Below are 16,711 nucleotides of genomic sequence, written 5' to 3'. Positions count from 1 at the left end.
CCTCAGTCGAAGCCCAGGTCATCCCAGACCTTGTTGAGGTTCTGCATCGCCTGGCGTCCACCCACTCGGTCGCGTTCTTTAAGGAAGTTGATCTCGTCCTCGCGCCACACCACGTTGGAGAACAGCGGGTGACCCACGGTCGCGAAATTGAGGAAGGCGCCAACACCCAGGCCATGGAAGTACTGCTGCAGGGCGCGCTTGCCGAGCATCAGGTTGTCGGTACTGTGAGCAGCCACGGCGCGGGCGTAGCGGAGGGCTTCATCCTCGAGCTTCTCGCGGGGCACCACCGAGTTGGCCACGCCCCATTCCTTCAGTTCCTGTGCACTCATCTTGCGGCCGGTCAGAAGGATTTCCATGCCGCGGTTCAGACCGAGGCGGAGCATGGTCATCGGCAATTGGGTCTCGAATCCGGCAAATCCGATGCGACTCTGGCGACGCGCCACATAGGCGTCTTCGGAGAGGATCAGGATGTCAGCGGTCATGGCAAAGGAGAAACCCTGGCCAAGCACGGCACCCTGGGCGGCCAGAATCACCACCTTGTCGCCCCAGACGGTGCCGGTCAGGGTGCTGTCGAGCAGCTTGCGAATTCCGCGCATGCGTTTGGACTGACCCAGGCGCCCACCCTTCTTCAGGCCGAAGGCTTCCACCGGCATCTTCTTGGTGTCTTCGCCCGAGCAGAAATCGCTGCCGTTACCCGCGAGGATGATGACCTTGATTTCGTCATCGTCCTGAGCCCTGGTAAAGGCCTCCGAAAGCATGTCGTTCATGTCCGGCGTCAGGATGGCGTTCTTGCGGTGTGGTCGGTTCAGCGTGATACGGGCGATGTGACCATCGATGACCTCATACAGGATGCTCTGGGAGAGATCTTCCTCGGTGTTATCTGTCATGGTGTTCATGGCGTTCTACTTCTCTTGAGCATTGATGAAGTCGTCGATGCGACGGTGGTAATGGCGTATGCGGGCTTCCTGGTACTTGGCCAGCACCAGGCCTTTCTTCACGGTCGACTGCAGTCCGACCCAGACCCCTTCGATGTTCTCGTAGTCCTGGTCGAAGATCGGTGCCAGACGCCCCAGGGCCGGGCAATCAACGAAGGGTTTGTCTTCTGGCAGCCACATCACTTCCGGTGTCTTCGGCATAGGCTCCGACAAGGAGCGCGGAGTCATCACGTAGACTTCCATGATGCAGCTGTCGTGGCGGTCGCGATTGGGCCGGAAGCGATAGACGATCGGCAGGCCCATGCCGTACCACGGCATGAAGTTCGGGAAGAGGAAGTACTCAATAGCGTCGAGCAACTCGACATCGTTCAGGTGGTCCAGAGACTTGCCCATAGCCGCCGCGGCGGCTTGGCGGCGCTGGTCGGCCAGCGCGCTGCGATAGGTCATTCCCTCTGGTACCTGGATCGGCTCCCGACCAGTGCCCTTGGCTGCGTAGTCGGCGAACTCCTGCTGCGACATCTTCCTGGTGATGCCCGAAGCTTGCGCAACCGAAACGGTCGCCAGGCGACTGACGTTGCGGTCGAAGATGTCGTATTGGGTCTCGGCGTATTCGGAAACCGGCACCGACTGGGGATGGGTCGGCATCACGTGGTAGGACTCGATGAAGGCCTCCATTGCCACTTTCCAGTTGCCGGGCACGACGCGCGCCACGTGCACCGCCACCCGGAAGTCTTCCAGCGGCAGCCTGCTGAAGTGATCCGGCAGCACGCCGATCCAGTCTTCGAACGGCTCCGCGTTCTCCGCATCCGGGTTGATGAAGACGAAGCCACCCCAGGTTCCGACCTTGGCTTCCGGCAGGTTCATGTTGCGTTCGCAGGTCTGCGGAAAGTCCCAGTCCTCGGTGATCCGACGATTACAGCCGTCCAACTCCCAGGACCAGCCATGGAACGGACAGGTGAAGGCCCCCGCCTTGCCTTGCCCTTTGACCAGGCGCATGGCGCGGTGCAGGCAGGCATTGGGATAGGACTTGATCTCGTCGGCAGCGGTGCGAACCACGATGAACGAGCGATTGCCGATCTCGTAGGTGATGTAGTCACCCACTTCCGGGATGTCGCCTTCATGGCAGGCCATCTGCCAGACCCGGGACCAAAGCCCCTGCATCTCGCGCTCATGGAATTGGCGCGAGGTATAGCGCTCCACCGGCAGGTCATCGGTGCCCATGTCAAATATGGAGCGGGTGGCGAACGCTCCATCAACTGGGCGCCCCGAATCTTCCGCCATGCGCATGCCGAGCGTGGGTTCTTTTGCTTGTTCTTTGCTGGACATTTCCCCTCCTGATTTTCGCATCGCTCACCAGGGTCGATCGCGATCTGAACGCCTCAGTGACGCACATCGCCAATATAGTTAACTAGGTTAGTCAGCACAAGCCATTTGATCCTCGCCTCTGACACCCAATGGAAAAGTGCAGGCGAAGCGAAGCACGCCCGGAATCCAAGATAGATAAATTAGGTATACAAGTTAAATCGGTGAGGGTATTTTACTCGCCAGAGGGTTCGGACCTGCCCTAGTGCAGGCACTCGAGAAACGAACCAAAACGAGCCGCCACCGACAGGAGAAGAACGCGTGTCGACGCCAATCAATAAAGAAAAATCCCCTCTCGCGGCAGCCGAGATGAAGGCTGTCTACCGACGTGTCGCTCTGATTCGTGCCGCCGAACAGGCCATCGCCAAACAGCTGCGCGCAGGCAAGATCTCCTTCAGCTTCTATCCGGTAACCGGCCAGGAACTGGCACCTTCGGTTCTGGCGCAGTGCCTGGGTAGCGAAGACCAGATGGTCACTATCTATCGGGGCCTGGCGGATACCCTCGCGCGCGGCCTGCCGCTGCGCGAGCTGCTTGCCGAATGCATTGGCCACTCCGCCGGGGTCTGCGGCGGCAAGGGTGGTGGCATGGGCGTGGCCCGCGAGGATCTCGGTTTGATGATGACCACCGGCATCGTGGGTTCCAGTGCGCCGGTCGGCGTCGGTCTCGCCCTGGCCTCCCAGCTGCAGAAGACCGGAAAAGTGGTCACCGTCAGCTTTGGCGACGGCGCCACTAGCATTGGTGCAGTTCACGAAGCGATGCTGTTCGCCTCCCTCTGGAAGCTGCCGATCATCTTCGTCTGCCATAACAACGGGTGGGCCGAGTCCACTCCGCTGTCCGAGTATTCGGTGCTTGAGAAGCTGGCGGAGCGGGCGAACGGCTACCGTATGCCGGGAGTGACCGTAAGCGGTCGCGATCCGCAAGCCCTGGCGAACGTATTCAACGACGCGATCGAACGGGCTCGCAGTGGCAACGGCCCGACCTTTGTTGAATCCGTCACCTACCGCCTGAGCGGCCACTACTTCGCCGACGCCGGCGCCTACATGAACCAGGAAGAGCTGGCGGCCGAGAAGGCCCGCGATCCGATCCTGGCGCTGCGCGCCCAGTTGATTGCCGAGGGCCATGCCAGCGAGGCCGAAGTACAAGCCCTGGAAGCAGGCGTGGCTGAAGAAGTCGCGCGGGATATTTCAACCGTCCTGGAAACCCCGGTTGCCCCGTTCGGCGAAGCTGATGTGGTCAGCGACGTCTACCAGGACCCGACCTTCCAACCCATCAGCCGTGTTCGCCCGCACGCGGCCCCCGTACCCACTGGCCCGATGCGCAAGGCCACCATGCGCGACGCCTTCAATGAAGCACTCGCGATCGCCATGGAGCAGGACAAGCAGGTGATCATGCTGGGCGAGGACATCGCGGATCCTGCCAGCGGCGTCGTCGGCATCAGTCGCGGCCTGTCGACTCGTTTCGGTGATCGAGTCCGTTCTACTCCGATTGCTGAGCAAGGCATTTTCGGCGCCTGCGTCGGTGCCGGCCTCGCCGGTATGAAGCCTGTTGGCGAACTGCTGATGATGGACTTCCTGCCGGTTGCCATGGACCAGATGGTCAACCATGCCGCCAAGGCTCGTTACATGACGGGCGGACAGATGTCCGTGCCGATGACGATGATGACCCTGGTTGGCGCAGGTAACGGCGCCCAGCACTCGCAATCTACTGAAGCCTGGCTGATGCATACGCCCGGCCTCAAGGTTTGCTACCCGAACAACCCGACCGACGCCAAGGGCCTGCTCCTGTCGGCGATCTTCGATCCGGACCCGGTGGTACTGATCCATTCCATGCTGAACCTGTTCGGCACCTCGGAAATGCCCGAAGGCGAATATCGCATTCCCCTTGGCCTGGCGGCCGTTCGCCGGGTAGGTAGCGACGTCTCGATCATCTCCTACGGCCCGGCCGTGGGTGACGCCCTCAAGGCCGCCGACGCGCTGGCCAGCCAAGGCATCAACGCCGAGGTCATCGACCTGCGCAGTCTCGTGCCGCTGGATGGACAAACCATTCTCGAGTCGGTTGCCAAGACCGGTCGTGCCGTCATCGCGCATCGCGCCACCGACTTTATGGGGCCGGCCGCCGAGATCTCCGCCCTGCTCCACCAGGAGCTTTTCGGGAAGCTCAAGGCTCCGGTGCAACGGATCGCCGGCGCATACGCTCCGGTTCCGAAGCATGTAGGCCTGCTTGGACTCCACTACAAAGGCGCTGACGCCATCGTAAAAGCCACTCAGGAAATCATGAAATGACTGAACTCAGAATCCCCGCCGCTGGCGATGCCGTATCCGAAGTGCAACTGGTCGAGTGGATCGCCGAGAACGGTGCAGTCGTCGCCGAAGGTGAGGTCATCTACTCGATCGAAAGCGACAAATCCGTTCTGGATGTGGAGTCCCCGGCCAGCGGTACCCTGACCATTCTGGTTTCGGCAGGTGAGATCTTCCCCATCGGCCATCTGGTCGGCCGTATCGACTGATAACGCTGTCCATCAGCCGCCACCCGGCTTTGCACAAGCCGGGAGCGGCCCATAGAACAAGAACTCCGTAGGCAGTCAGGAATTGACTGGAGGCAACATGAGCGAAGAAGCAGGTATCGTCATTCTCGGCGCCGGACAGGCCGGCGGCGAGGTGGCGAGCGAACTACGCAAACTCGGCTATACCGGCCGCGTGACCATGATCGGCGACGAGCCCCACGTACCTTATCGACGCCCTCCTCTGTCCAAGGCTTACTTCGCCGGAACCGTCAGTGCCGAAGAGCTCTATGTGGTGCCTGCCGCCAGCCTCGAGAAAGCGGAAATCGAGTTCATCGGCGGCGTCCGCGCCACCGGAATCGACCGCGAGCACAAGCGCGTCAGCCTTGAGGATGGCCGGACCCTCCCCTATCACAAGCTGGTTATCGCCACCGGCGGCAGAGCGCGTCCGCTGCCTCTGCAAGGCGCTGACCGCCCCAACGTGTTCCTGCTGCGCACCATCGACGACATCGAACGAATCCGCGAACGCGCCAACCCAGGTGCACGCATGGTTATCATCGGCGGCGGCTTCATCGGTCTGGAAACCGCCGCGGTTGCGCTGAAGCTCGGCCTGCAGGTGACGGTTCTCGAAGGCCTCCCGCGCGTGCTGGCCCGGGTAACCATTCCTGAAGTGTCGGCGTTCTTCGAGCGCGTTCACCGTGATGCCGGCGTAGACCTGCGAACCGGCGCCCAGGTGGCGGCCCTCGAAGGCGACGAACAGATCACCCATGTGCACCTGACTGACGGCAGCCGAATCGAAGCGGACCTGGTGGTGGTCGGCATCGGTCTCATCGCCAACACCGAGCTTGCGGAATCCGCCGGGCTCGTGGTGGACAACGGCGTGATCGTAGACGAGTACGCCTGCACCTCCGACCCTGACATCGTTGCCGCCGGCGACTGCACCAACCATCCAAGCGAATACCTGGGCCGCCGCGTTCGCCTCGAATCCGTACCCAACGCGATGGAGCAAGGCAAGGTCGCGGCCAACACCCTTCTCGGCAACAAGACGCCATACCGCTCGGTGCCCTGGTTCTGGTCCGACCAATACGACCTGAAGCTTCAGATGGTAGGCATCTCCGCCGGCTTCGACGAGTTCGTCGTGCGCGGTGACCTGGACAATCCGGCCACCCGTTCCTTCGCGGTCTTCTACTTCAAGGATGGGCACCTGCTTTCGGTCGACGCGGTCAACAAGCCGCAGGAATTCATGCTGTCCAAGAAACTGGTCGCTGAACGCGCGCGCTTGAATCCGGCCGCGCTGGCCGACGAGTCGGTTCCCTTCAAGACCCTCATTGCCGAGGCGAAAGCCTGACCCGCCTCGGCGGGTCGTTCCAGTTTCATGTACGACGCAGTTGCTGTCAGGAGAGAAGCATGCCTCACGCATTGGCCCCATTGAGCACTGAGGTTGCCGCAGAATCAGCGCCCCAAAAGCGCGACTCACGTTACAACCTGACCCGCAGCATCGCCCTCGAACTATTCGCCAGCCACGGGTTCGCCAATGTCAGCATGCGCGACCTGGCTACAAGCCTGGGAATCAGTCCCGGTTCCATTTACAACCACGTCGAGGGCAAGGAGCAACTGCTCTTCGAGCTGATCGAGTCGATCTATCTGGATCTGCTGGACTTGGTGGTGCCGTTTCGAATCAACGGCGATAACCCGGAAACAGCCATGGTCCAACTCATGCAAGCCCATCTCGAACTGCATGAAGACAGGAGCCAGCACTTCCGGCTCGCCGAGCACGAGTTCCGCAGCCTCAGCGAAGAGCACCAGTGCGAAATCCTCCTGCTTCGCCGCCAGTACGAAGAGCACCTCTCGACCCTGCTGGGACATCTGCTGAGCGCAGAAAGTGTGGCTCTGCAAGCCGCCGTCCCGCCCGTGCTGATCGCCATACTCAACAATCTACCGGCGTGGCTGGAACAGAGCACCGCGTCCGGCCCTAGTCGCAGCACGCTGCTGATCGATATGGCCTTGGGCGCGCTCTACGGCGCACTGCAGTCCAAGGCAGAGATCAGCCCGGCTCCACGCCCCGACAGGAAAGCCGTGGTACTGCCACTCGCGTCGACCTCCTTGAATCCCGCTACTTGAACAGGAAGAACAATCCATGGGAGCAGAAATCCGCAGCGTTTTACTGGAAATCGACGGAGCCATTGCCCGAGTCAGCCTGAATCGGCCCGACACGCTCAATGCTCTGACCGTCGAGCTCGCCCAAGGCTTTCTGCAGGCCATGTTGGAAATCGAAGGCACTGAAGGTGTACGAGTCGTCGTGATCAACGGCCTTGGTCGGGCCTTCTGCGCAGGCGGAGATTTGAGCTACCTGGACGGTGCCACCCCCGAGAAAGCCCGCCGTCTGATCGATCCCCTCCACGAAGCCATCGAGCTCATGACCCAGCTTCCCGTGCCCGTCATCGCCGCTGTACACGGCGTGGTCGCCGGTGCAGGCGTAAGCCTTGCCCTGGCCTGCGACTTCGTCCTCGCTGCCGAGGGCACACGTTTCAACCTGGCTTACACCGGGATCGGAACCAGCCCGGACGCATCGGCATCCTGGCACCTGCCTAGGTTGATTGGCCTGAACAAGAGCCTCGAACTGCTGTTGCTCAGCGAGCCCTTCGACGCTGCCGAGGCTCTTCAGCTGCGCTTGATCAATCAAGTGCACCCCGTTGAACAGCTCAGCAAGGCGTGTGAATCCATGGTTCAGAAGCTTGCCAAGGCTCCTACCTTCGCCCTTGGACAGACCAAGCGCCTGGTTCGGGATTCCCTCCAGCAAAACCTCAAACAACATCTGGATGCCGAGCGCGACAGCTTTTGTGCCTGCGCTCAATCCAGCGACTTCACGGCGGGCATCAACGCTTTCCTGAACAAGCAAAAGCCGTCGTTCAGTGGCCGATAGCACGGCGCTCACGACACTCACTCGAAGTAGCTGAAAGGCATGCAGATGAATACATCCGAAGTCACCGGCAAGCCGACCAAGGTGGAAACCGGCGTGAAACTGCGCGGCGCCGAAAAGGTGGCCCGCATTCCTGTGAAGATTCTCCCAACCGAAGAGCTGCCGAAGAAGCCGGATTGGATCCGCGTGCGCATTTCGGCCTCTCCTGAAGTGGAGCGGATCAAGCAATTGCTGCGCAAGCACAAGCTGCACAGCGTCTGCGAGGAAGCCTCCTGCCCGAACCTGGGCGAATGCTTCTCCGGCGGTACCGCCACCTTCATGATAATGGGCGACATCTGCACCCGTCGTTGCCCCTTCTGCGACGTCGGCCACGGCCGCCCGAAGCCGCTGGATCCGGAGGAACCCAAGAACCTGGCTATCGCCATCGCCGACCTGCGCCTGAAGTACGTGGTGATCACTTCGGTGGACCGCGACGATCTGCGCGACGGCGGCGCCCAGCACTTCGTGGACTGCCTGCGCGAGATTCGCAAGCTGTCGCCCGGCGTCCAGCTGGAAACCCTGGTGCCGGACTATCGCGGCCGCATGGAGGTAGCGCTCGCCATCACTGAGCAGGAGCCGCCGGATGTGTTCAACCACAACCTGGAAACCGTGCCGCGACTGTACAAGGCTGCACGTCCGGGTTCGGACTTCGAGTGGTCTCTGGACCTGCTGGAGAACTTCAAGCAGCGTGTGCCGCACGTGCCGACCAAGTCCGGCCTGATGCTGGGCCTGGGTGAGACGGACGACGAAGTGGTCGAAGTGATGCAACGCATGCGCGAGCACAACATCGACATGCTGACCCTCGGCCAGTACTTACAGCCCTCGCGCAGCCACCTGCCGGTGCAGCGCTTCGTCCACCCCGACACCTTCGCCTGGTTCGCCGATCAGGGCGCCGCGATGGGCTTTTCGAACGTCGCTGCCGGCCCCCTGGTGCGTTCCTCTTACCACGCCGATCAGCAGGCCCATGGACAGTCGGTCCGCTGACTGTTCGGTCCATCTCGGAGCTATCAGCGGCAGAACAAGCTCCGCGCAGTCTGCCTCGCGGCTAAGAGCGCCCTCTATTTTGGCGATTCTTCCGATCGGAAGCATTTACATCGGGGCGTTTTTGGTAAAGTATGTAACTTAGTTATCCATGTTAAAACAAGAAGAATCGCCATGATCTCAGCCTTGGTAACTCGACCTGTTCTCCTTGCCGCTTTGCTGGTGAGCGTGCCCCTCAGCGCAGCTGCAGCTGATTACCGGGACCCGCTAGACAGCCCTGCAGCCATGTCCCCCATGGCTGCCAGCACCCAACTCCAGGACATAACACAAGCTGGAGAGCGACTGGTTGCTGTTGGCTGGCGCGGCCACATTCTCTTCTCGGACGACAAGGGCATTTCCTGGAAGCAAGCCAGCACGCCGGTGGATATCGACCTTACCGCAGTGAGTTTTCCGAGCGCCCAGAAAGGTTGGGCAGTCGGGCACGGCGGCGTAATCCTGAACACCGTAGACGGCGGCGAAACCTGGACCAAGCAACTGGATGGACGGGACGCCGGACCGCTAATGCTCGCTTACTACGAAAACCGCCTTCAGAACGGCGATGAGTCGGCGCAGAAGTACATCGAGGATGTGAAGCTCAACACCGAAGGTGGCCCTGAGCAGCCTTGGATGGACGTCTCATTCGAAGACGACATGCACGGCTATGTGGTGGGGACCTTCAACCAGATCATGCACACCAGTGATGGCGGCAAGACCTGGGTCCCGCAGATGGAGCTCGTCGACAATCCGGAGTCCCTCCACCTCAACGCGATCACTCGCGATGGTGGCAATTTCTACATTGCATCCGAGCGTGGGACAGTCTTCGCGAAATCCAAAGACAGCGAACGATTCAGTGCACTTTCAACCGGCTACAACGGCAGTTTCTTTGGCGTGCTGGCAAAGAACGATGCCGTGTTCGCCTACGGCCTGAAGGGAACCCTCTACCGTAGCGAAGACAACGGCGCAACCTGGGCCGCAGTCGAATCAGGCGTCGATACCGCGCTGACTGGCGGCACCATTCTCGACAACGGGCAAATCCTTCTGGTTAGTCAGGGTGGGCAGTTGCTCAGTGCCAAAGAACCGATGTCCCCCATCCAGGTGCTGAGTGTCGAACGACCAGCGATGTTCACAGGTATTACTCAGGTGCAGACGGACAGGGTCGTGATCGTGGGAATGGCGGGCGCGAATCAGGAGACGCTCAGCCGCACCCCCTGACCCACCAAGAACCACCGACGCAATTCCAATTACAAGAATGAGGTATTCCCGTGGCCATTGACGCTCATAAAAACGCGTTACCGGTAATTCGCGACCCGAAGGACTTCGACAGGAACTCGGGTGACCGTTTGGAGCGCATGGTTTTCAACAACCGAATCTGGGTTCTGCTTTTCTGCGCGATGATCACGATTTTCTTCGGTTACCGCGCCACGCAGCTGACGATCAATGCCAGCTTCGATGAGATGGTTCCGCAGAAGCACCCCTTCATCCAGAACTACTTCGAAAACAAGGACTCGCTCAAAGGTCTTGGCAACTCGATTCGGGTCGTCGTGGAAACCAGAAGCGGAGACATCTTTGACCCCGAGTACCTGGAGGTCGTCAAGCGCGTCAATGACAAGATCTTCCTGACCCCGGGCGTGGATCGCGCCTTGATGCGCTCGGTCTGGACCCCCATCGTGCGCTGGACGGAGATCACCGAGGAAGGCTACAAGGGCGGCCCGGTGATGCCCTTCGACTACGATGGCAGCGCTGACTCCATCAAGAAGTTCAAGCTGAACGCAATTCGCGCAAACCTTCGCGGCAACCTGATCGGCACGGACTACAAATCGAGCATGATCATGGTCCCGCTGCTGGACAAGGTGGCGGAGACCGGTGAAGACCTCGATTACAAGACGCTGTCCGACGCCCTGGAACGAGAGATCCGCGGGCCCATCGAAAATCCCGTGGCCGGCTCGGAAAACGCCCAACTCAAGGGCGTCTACAAAATCCACATCATCGGTTTTGCCAAGCTGACCGGCGACCTGATCGATGGCCTCACTCAAGTCTTGCTGTTCTTCGGTCTTTCCGCGCTCATCGCTACAGCGATCATATTTCTCTACACCCGTGACCTGCGCAGCACCCTTCTCCTGGTCCTGACCGCACTGTGCGGGGTGATCTGGCTGCTCGGCCTGATGCAATTGCTCGGCTACGACCTGAACCCCTACTCCATCCTCGTGCCGTTCCTGATCTTCGCCATCGGTATCTCCCATGGCGCGCAGAAAATGAACGGAGTCATGCAGGACATCGGTCGTGGAACCCACAAGTATGTCGCTGCCCGGTATACCTTCCGCCGACTTTTCATGGCGGGTCTGACTGCCTTACTCACGAACGTGGTGGGTTTCGCCGTTCTCATGATCATCGATATTCCGGTGATCCAGACACTCGCCCTCACCACCAGCCTCGGCGTGCTAATCCTGATCTTCACCAAGCTGTTCTTCATACCCGTTGCGCTGTCCTACATCGGTGTCAGTGAGAAAGCTGCCCTGCGGAGTATCCAGGCGGCAGAGAAGGCCCACGAGAAACGCCTGAACCTGTGGTCGCTGCTGGTACGTTGCACCGAAAGGCGGATCGCCCTGCCCCTGGTAGTGGTGTCTCTGGCCGTGGGCGCTGCTGCGGTCACGATCAGCCTGAAGTATCTCAAGATGGGTGACCTGGACAAAGGCGCCCCCGAACTGCGAGCGGACTCCCGCTACAACCAGGACAGCGCCTACATCAACGAGCACTTCGGACTCTCCGGCGACCAGTTTGCCGTAATCGTGAAGTCCAATACGCCGGACGGGGTATCCAGCTTCGATTCCCTGGTCGAACAGGACCGTCTGGCCTGGCTCCTGAAGCAGCAACCCGAAGTGCTGGCAACCAGCTCGCTGCCAGATAGTATTCGGCAGACTGCCTATGGCCAGTTCGAGGGGAACCCCAAATGGCGGACCATTCCGCGCAATGCCAGCGCCGTCGGCCAGGCGGTCGCTCAAGCTATCGTTGATAGCCCCGGAACCATCAATGGCAATGGTACGGTCACCCCGATGATTGCCTACCTCAAGGACCACAAGGCCGATACGCTGACCGCGGTAGCCAAAACAGTCGAGCGCTTCGCTGCGGAGCATAGCGGCACCGACACGCAGTTCCTCCTGGCGGCGGGATCGGCAGGCATCGAGGCAGCCACCAACATCGTCGTCAAAGAAGCCAACTATCGGATCCTGGCCCTGCTCTATGCCGCGGTGATTCTCCTTTGCTTCATCACATTCAGAAGCTGGCGCGCGGTAGTAGTGGCCATGGTTCCCCTGCTAATCACGTCCTTCCTTTGCGAAGCATTGATGGTGTTCCTGGGCATCGGCATCAAGGTGGCCACCCTCCCCGTTATCGCCCTGGGCGTCGGAGTGGGTGTGGACTATGCCCTCTACCTGCTGAGCGTTCAGATCCGCGCTCAGCGCCTCGGTGCTACGCTGGCGGAGTCCTATGAACTGGCCCTTGGGTTCACCGGTAAAGTCGTTGCCCTGATCGGGATCACCATGGCTGCCGGCGTTGTGACCTGGGCCTGGTCGCCGATCAAGTTCCAAGCGGACATGGGTATCCTGCTGACCTTCATGTTCCTCTGGAACATGATTGGCGCCCTGGTCCTTATTCCGGCGCTATCGAACTTCCTGCTGAATGATCGAAAGGCGCAGATCCAGGACGTTGATCTCGACCAGGTTTCGCCTCACCCAACCGTGGAACTCCACTCCGTAAAACCCGGCAATCAGCAGCACTGCGTGGCCCGACCAGAGCCTAGTTGAGGGATCAGCTGATAGAACCAGGGCGGGTGCAGCGATGCTGTCCCGCCCTTTTTGTTTCCAGCACTCAGATGCCTACCCCGTATACCTATGAATGCCGGCGATCTCTAGTTTCTTTGGGCCACTTTCTACTATCTTGAGGCCGAAGCCATATGACTAGTTGATACCAGCCTTGACGCCGAAAGCTTTCCTGCCTCGCACCCTTTGGTATGTGGACCGAGGCGAAACGGTCGAACTGCAGCAGGATGCCCTGCTTCAGCTCACGCCCCCCCTTGTGATCCTGGGTGAAGCCGGCATCGGCAAGTCTCGCTTGCTCACCTGGCTCGCGACAAAGCCTGATTACGCTTTCTGCACCGCCAGAAAGCTAATCAATCGTCCCAATCCACGCTCACTACTCGGCGAAGCTAAAGTCTTGGTCATTGACGCGCTTGACGAGGTTAGCGCTGTCAGGGATGGCGATGCGGTCAATCAGGTGCTCCGACAGCTCGGTGAGCTTGATTACCCTCGGTTTGTACTGGCCTGCAGGTCCGTGGACTGGCGCAGCGCAACGGGTACTGAAGCGATTCGCGAACAGTACGAAAAAACTCCGCTTGAACTGACTCTGAATCCATTTAGCGGCGATGAAGTCTCTGCATTTCTGGAGCAGATGCTTGGGCCTGAACAAAGTTCGCGCATCGTTGCGCATTTCGATGAGCTGGGCTTAGGAGGAATGCTTGGCAATCCACAAACGCTCGAGCTGATCATCCCTGCCATCACGGGAGGAGAGCTGCCACAAACTCGAAGCGAACTGTTCGAGCTTGCCGTCAGACAGATGGCGCACGAGCACAACGTCGGCAAACTTGCTCCTCATTTACCTGAAGAAACCGCTCTGAATAGCGCGGGAGCGGCCTTTGCGGCTCTTCTGCTCAGCGGCAGCGAAGTGATCACACGACGCCCTGCGCTCATCAGAAATGACGATGAATTACCGCTGCCTGAAATCGGCCTACTAGCTGGCGGTGAGCATGTTGCATCAGTGCTCGGATCTCGACTCTTCCGTACTGTAGGACCTGACCGATTTGGCTATTGGCACCGCCGTATAGCCGAATATCTAGGCGCCCGCTATCTGGCTCAGCAAGCTGATACGCCTCGCAAGCGACGCCGCATGCTGGCGATATTCCAAAGCCACGGGCTCGTCCCGGCAAGCCTGCGTGGGTTGCACGCTTGGCTGGCTGATGATCCCGCCTTGGCGCAAGACGTAATTTCCGCTGATCCCATGGGGTTAATCGAATACGGAGATCCCGATAACCTCGCGCCAGCTCAAGCCCGACTGTTGCTGAATAGCCTGAAGCGACTGGCCGTCAGCAATCCGGAATTCAGGCCCTGGAGGACCTACGTCGTCCGAGGTCTTGCGCAGGCGCACCTTGTCGATGATTTGAGGAATCTGATTACTTCGAAAGAGGCCCCCTTTGGACTTCGACTGCTGGTTCTAGAGTCGATGCCAAATACACCAACGGCTCCAATGCTGCAGCCAGAGTTGCAATTCTTGGTTGAGGATCCAGGCGACATTTTTGCCTTGCGTCGTGCGGCCATAGAGGCACTGCTTGGTCATATTTCAGACGAGGCTTGGGCACGGATGGTGGGACGGTTACGCGACTGTGACGATGAACTCACGATTAGGCTAGCTCTGGAGCTGATCGGTCTCGTGGGTTATGCGCCGTTCAACGATGAACTGATCGCCACATTGATACTGAAGTACGCGGTCAAAAAACAGGGAACAGCTCACCCTTTCTACAGCGTGGAGAAGGGGTTTCCAGCCCATCGATTAGATGCATTCCTCGACCACTTTGCTACCTGCCTTACCACCGATGCGGTTTGGCCGGAGGATATGGAATATGACGGAGAGGCCGAGCTGACAGATTTCACCTATCGATTGATAGCGCGTCGTCTTGAAATTACGCCTGTTGAGCCGGAATCCTTATGGAGATGGTTGCGGCCTCTGGATTGCGGGAAAGGCTTCGACAAGGAGCCACGGCAACAACTCCACAACTACTTGCAACGTCACGACCAGATCCGCCAAGCCATTCAGCGCATGGTGATGCTGGACGCTAGCGAGGAGCGCTCGGCGTGGCAGAAGTACTGGAAGCTCCATCGGACATCCACTGGTTTCTACTGTACAGAAGCTGATGCGATCGTCTTGCTCGCAGCGCTCAACCCAACAAGCAGTCAGCAGGACGAAACCTGGAAGGAAATAGTTCAACTGGTCTCTCACGACGAAGAACGTGGAGCGGAGGTCCGCAATGCCGCGCTGCCGTTCGCGAGAGGTCGGGCCGCCTCGCTTGAATGGATCAGTAGGATGACCTCACCACCTCCTCTCTCATGGAAGATAGAGCAGGACGAAAGAAGGCAAATAGAACAGGAAGAGCGAGAAAAGCGAAACGCAGAAAATAGGAAGCTATTTACCGAGAAAAGAGACCAGGTGCGTCACGGTGAATACGGGGCGATTCTCGGCCCTGCCCAAGCCTACCTGAAGTTCTTTCGCGATATTGGTGATGGTGTCCCCGCGCATGAGCGCGTGGCTCAGTGGTTGGGAGCCGAACTGGCGGAAGCTGCACATGCTGGATTTGAAGCCTACTTGAAGCGGGTCCCAGCCATTCCTACTGCAGACGATATTGCCCAGAGCCATGCCGAGGGCATGGAATACAAGGCCGCTTACATTGTTGTAGCAGCATTGGCCGAACGCGTGCGCAACGGAGTAGGTCTCGACGACCTGAGTGATGAGCGCGTAATGGCAGGCTTGTTCGTCGTGAAGTCCACCAAGATAGATCAACATGCAGGCATTGTGGAGCTAGAGCCGCTATTGGAGGCCGCACTGCGGGCGCGCGGTTGCTGGTCAGCAGCTATGCGCAAATTGATCGAGCCACAATTGCAGGCAGCTCGTGACCACGTGAGCGGTCTCCATGAACTAGTACAAGACAACTCCCAAGAGCATCTGGTTATCGAACTAGTAATCGACTGGCTACGGCGCTTTACCGCCCTACCTGACCAGGTTGAATGTTTGCTGATCGACAAGCTGCTTGCCGCGGGGAAGAATGCCGAACTTCGACGCCTTTGTAACGAGCGCAACTGCGTGCGCGAAAGCCAAAAAAGAAACTGGGCAGCTGTTGGATTCATCGTTGATTTCGAGCGCACCGCTGCAGCGTTTTCTGCATCCGAGATACCACCGGAGCTTCTTTGGGCCATCCGTGATCGAGGTGCCGAGCGGCACCATATGCCAGGAAAACCTTCTACATCATTTTCGTCCGAACAATTGGAGTGGCTGATTTCCACATTCCGCAAGCTCTGGGTCCATACGGCCTCTCCGATGAGGGGATGGTGTGGCGACATCAATCCGTGGGATGCAAGCGAGTTTCTGCGAGCGCTTATAAGGCGTCTCGGCAATGACTCCAGCTCGGAAGCAACCAAAGCGCTGGCACGCTTGCGTGATGCTCCATTCGACGGTTACACCGATACCCTCCGTGCGGTAAGTGCGGAACATGCCCGCTCGCGCGTTGAGGCCGACTACCTGCCTCCAACGATGGCGGCCATAGTTGCCTTCACACATGATCGTCCTCCAATCATTCCCCAAGATCTCCAGACCTGGCTGCTGGAAGAACTGAGCTCTGTCCAAGCCAAAGTTCTTAGCGACGACGCCGAGTCCTGGCGAGGTTTCTACGACGATGCAAGCCAACCGCATCCAGAAGAACGTTGTCGCGACCACCTACTTGGCCTGCTGCGTCAAGGCACCACCGGCGTATCCTACGAACCGGAAACACATGTCGCCGGCGACAAGGAGGTTGATATCGCTTGTTCAGCCGGAGCACTGCGCTTGCCTATCGAGGTCAAGGGCCAATGGCATCGGCAGCTTTGGGACGGCGCGGATCGTCAGCTTGATCGCCTCTACACGCCAGACTGGCGCGCCGGCGGCCATGGCATCTATCTGGTTCTCTGGTTCGGCGAAAATGTTCCCGCCAGCAAGCGCCTTGTGACATCCCGCAACTGGGGCACCCCACCGTCTTCGCCTGAGGATCTGCAGCAGAGGCTTGTAAGTTTCAGTTACGCGGCACAGGAGGGACGAGTAGCCATCGTGGTGCTCGACTTGAGCCGGCCATGACAACGTTT

At 59.4% G+C, this 16,711-nt stretch carries 11 protein-coding genes; 9 read left to right on the top strand and 2 right to left on the bottom strand.

The features are described 5' to 3' along the window. Positions 1 to 2 precede the first annotated feature (2 nt). Together AAHM40_RS10440 and AAHM40_RS10435 are read right to left on the bottom strand one after the other, a co-directional pair. On the bottom strand, positions 3 to 896 hold the full coding sequence (locus AAHM40_RS10440) for an enoyl-CoA hydratase/isomerase family protein (protein WP_342244566.1): 894 nt from the start codon (positions 894 to 896) through the stop codon (positions 3 to 5). Between the two features lie 6 nt (positions 897 to 902). Further along, positions 903 to 2,261, bottom strand: a complete 1,359-nt coding sequence (locus tag AAHM40_RS10435) for an aromatic ring-hydroxylating oxygenase subunit alpha (RefSeq protein WP_342244565.1) — start codon at positions 2,259 to 2,261, stop codon at positions 903 to 905. Positions 2,262 to 2,558: 297 nt separating this feature from the next. On the opposite strand from AAHM40_RS10435, the gene AAHM40_RS10430 reads away from it, so the two are divergent. From AAHM40_RS10430 to AAHM40_RS10390, 9 genes are all read left to right on the top strand, one after another. Continuing rightward, positions 2,559 to 4,580 (top strand): alpha-ketoacid dehydrogenase subunit alpha/beta, encoded by a 2,022-nt coding sequence (locus AAHM40_RS10430; protein WP_342244564.1) that lies wholly within the window; start codon positions 2,559 to 2,561, stop codon positions 4,578 to 4,580. Beyond that, on the top strand, positions 4,577 to 4,804 hold the full coding sequence (locus AAHM40_RS10425) for a lipoyl domain-containing protein (RefSeq protein WP_342244563.1): 228 nt from the start codon (positions 4,577 to 4,579) through the stop codon (positions 4,802 to 4,804). Before AAHM40_RS10430 ends, AAHM40_RS10425 begins: the two co-directional genes overlap by 4 nt. Before the next feature lie 97 nt (positions 4,805 to 4,901). Then, positions 4,902 to 6,146, top strand: coding sequence for an NAD(P)/FAD-dependent oxidoreductase (locus AAHM40_RS10420; protein WP_342244562.1), 1,245 nt, complete (start codon positions 4,902 to 4,904; stop codon positions 6,144 to 6,146). Between the two features lie 59 nt (positions 6,147 to 6,205). Continuing rightward, positions 6,206 to 6,919, top strand: coding sequence for a TetR/AcrR family transcriptional regulator (locus tag AAHM40_RS10415; protein WP_342244561.1), 714 nt, complete (start codon positions 6,206 to 6,208; stop codon positions 6,917 to 6,919). A gap of 16 nt (positions 6,920 to 6,935) precedes the next feature. After that, on the top strand, positions 6,936 to 7,721 hold the full coding sequence (locus AAHM40_RS10410) for an enoyl-CoA hydratase/isomerase family protein (RefSeq protein ID WP_342244560.1): 786 nt from the start codon (positions 6,936 to 6,938) through the stop codon (positions 7,719 to 7,721). Between the two features lie 45 nt (positions 7,722 to 7,766). Next, on the top strand, positions 7,767 to 8,741 hold the full coding sequence (lipA, locus tag AAHM40_RS10405) for a lipoyl synthase (RefSeq protein ID WP_342244559.1): 975 nt from the start codon (positions 7,767 to 7,769) through the stop codon (positions 8,739 to 8,741). 171 nt (positions 8,742 to 8,912) lie between these two features. Next, complete coding sequence (locus AAHM40_RS10400) at positions 8,913 to 9,989, top strand: YCF48-related protein (RefSeq protein WP_342244558.1); 1,077 nt, start codon at positions 8,913 to 8,915, stop codon at positions 9,987 to 9,989. Positions 9,990 to 10,039: 50 nt separating this feature from the next. After that, the gene (locus AAHM40_RS10395; RefSeq protein WP_446731557.1) at positions 10,040 to 12,577 is read left to right on the top strand and encodes an efflux RND transporter permease subunit; all 2,538 of its coding nucleotides are present in this window, start codon (positions 10,040 to 10,042) and stop codon (positions 12,575 to 12,577) included. A gap of 169 nt (positions 12,578 to 12,746) precedes the next feature. Next, the gene (locus tag AAHM40_RS10390) at positions 12,747 to 16,703 is read left to right on the top strand and encodes an NACHT domain-containing protein (RefSeq protein WP_342244557.1); all 3,957 of its coding nucleotides are present in this window, start codon (positions 12,747 to 12,749) and stop codon (positions 16,701 to 16,703) included. Positions 16,704 to 16,711 lie beyond the last annotated feature (8 nt).

The sequence above is a fragment of the Pseudomonas sp. OTU5201 genome, from assembly GCF_038440135.1.
Taxonomy (GTDB): Bacteria; Pseudomonadota; Gammaproteobacteria; order Pseudomonadales; family Pseudomonadaceae; genus Metapseudomonas; species Metapseudomonas resinovorans.
This window is presented reverse-complemented; position numbering and strand designations above follow the sequence as displayed.

Excerpts from the sequence above, each read along its gene's own strand:
- AAHM40_RS10440 (WP_342244566.1), bottom strand. The coding sequence starts at position 896 with ATGAACACCATGACAGATAACACCGAGGAAGATCTCTCCCAGAGCATC.
- AAHM40_RS10435 (WP_342244565.1), bottom strand. The coding sequence starts at position 2,261 with ATGTCCAGCAAAGAACAAGCAAAAGAACCCACGCTCGGCATGCGCATG.
- AAHM40_RS10425 (WP_342244563.1), top strand. The coding sequence starts at position 4,577 with ATGACTGAACTCAGAATCCCCGCCGCTGGCGATGCCGTATCCGAAGTG.
- AAHM40_RS10420 (WP_342244562.1), top strand. The coding sequence starts at position 4,902 with ATGAGCGAAGAAGCAGGTATCGTCATTCTCGGCGCCGGACAGGCCGGC.
- AAHM40_RS10415 (WP_342244561.1), top strand. The coding sequence starts at position 6,206 with ATGCCTCACGCATTGGCCCCATTGAGCACTGAGGTTGCCGCAGAATCA.
- AAHM40_RS10410 (WP_342244560.1), top strand. The coding sequence starts at position 6,936 with ATGGGAGCAGAAATCCGCAGCGTTTTACTGGAAATCGACGGAGCCATT.
- lipA (WP_342244559.1), top strand. The coding sequence starts at position 7,767 with ATGAATACATCCGAAGTCACCGGCAAGCCGACCAAGGTGGAAACCGGC.
- AAHM40_RS10400 (WP_342244558.1), top strand. The coding sequence starts at position 8,913 with ATGATCTCAGCCTTGGTAACTCGACCTGTTCTCCTTGCCGCTTTGCTG.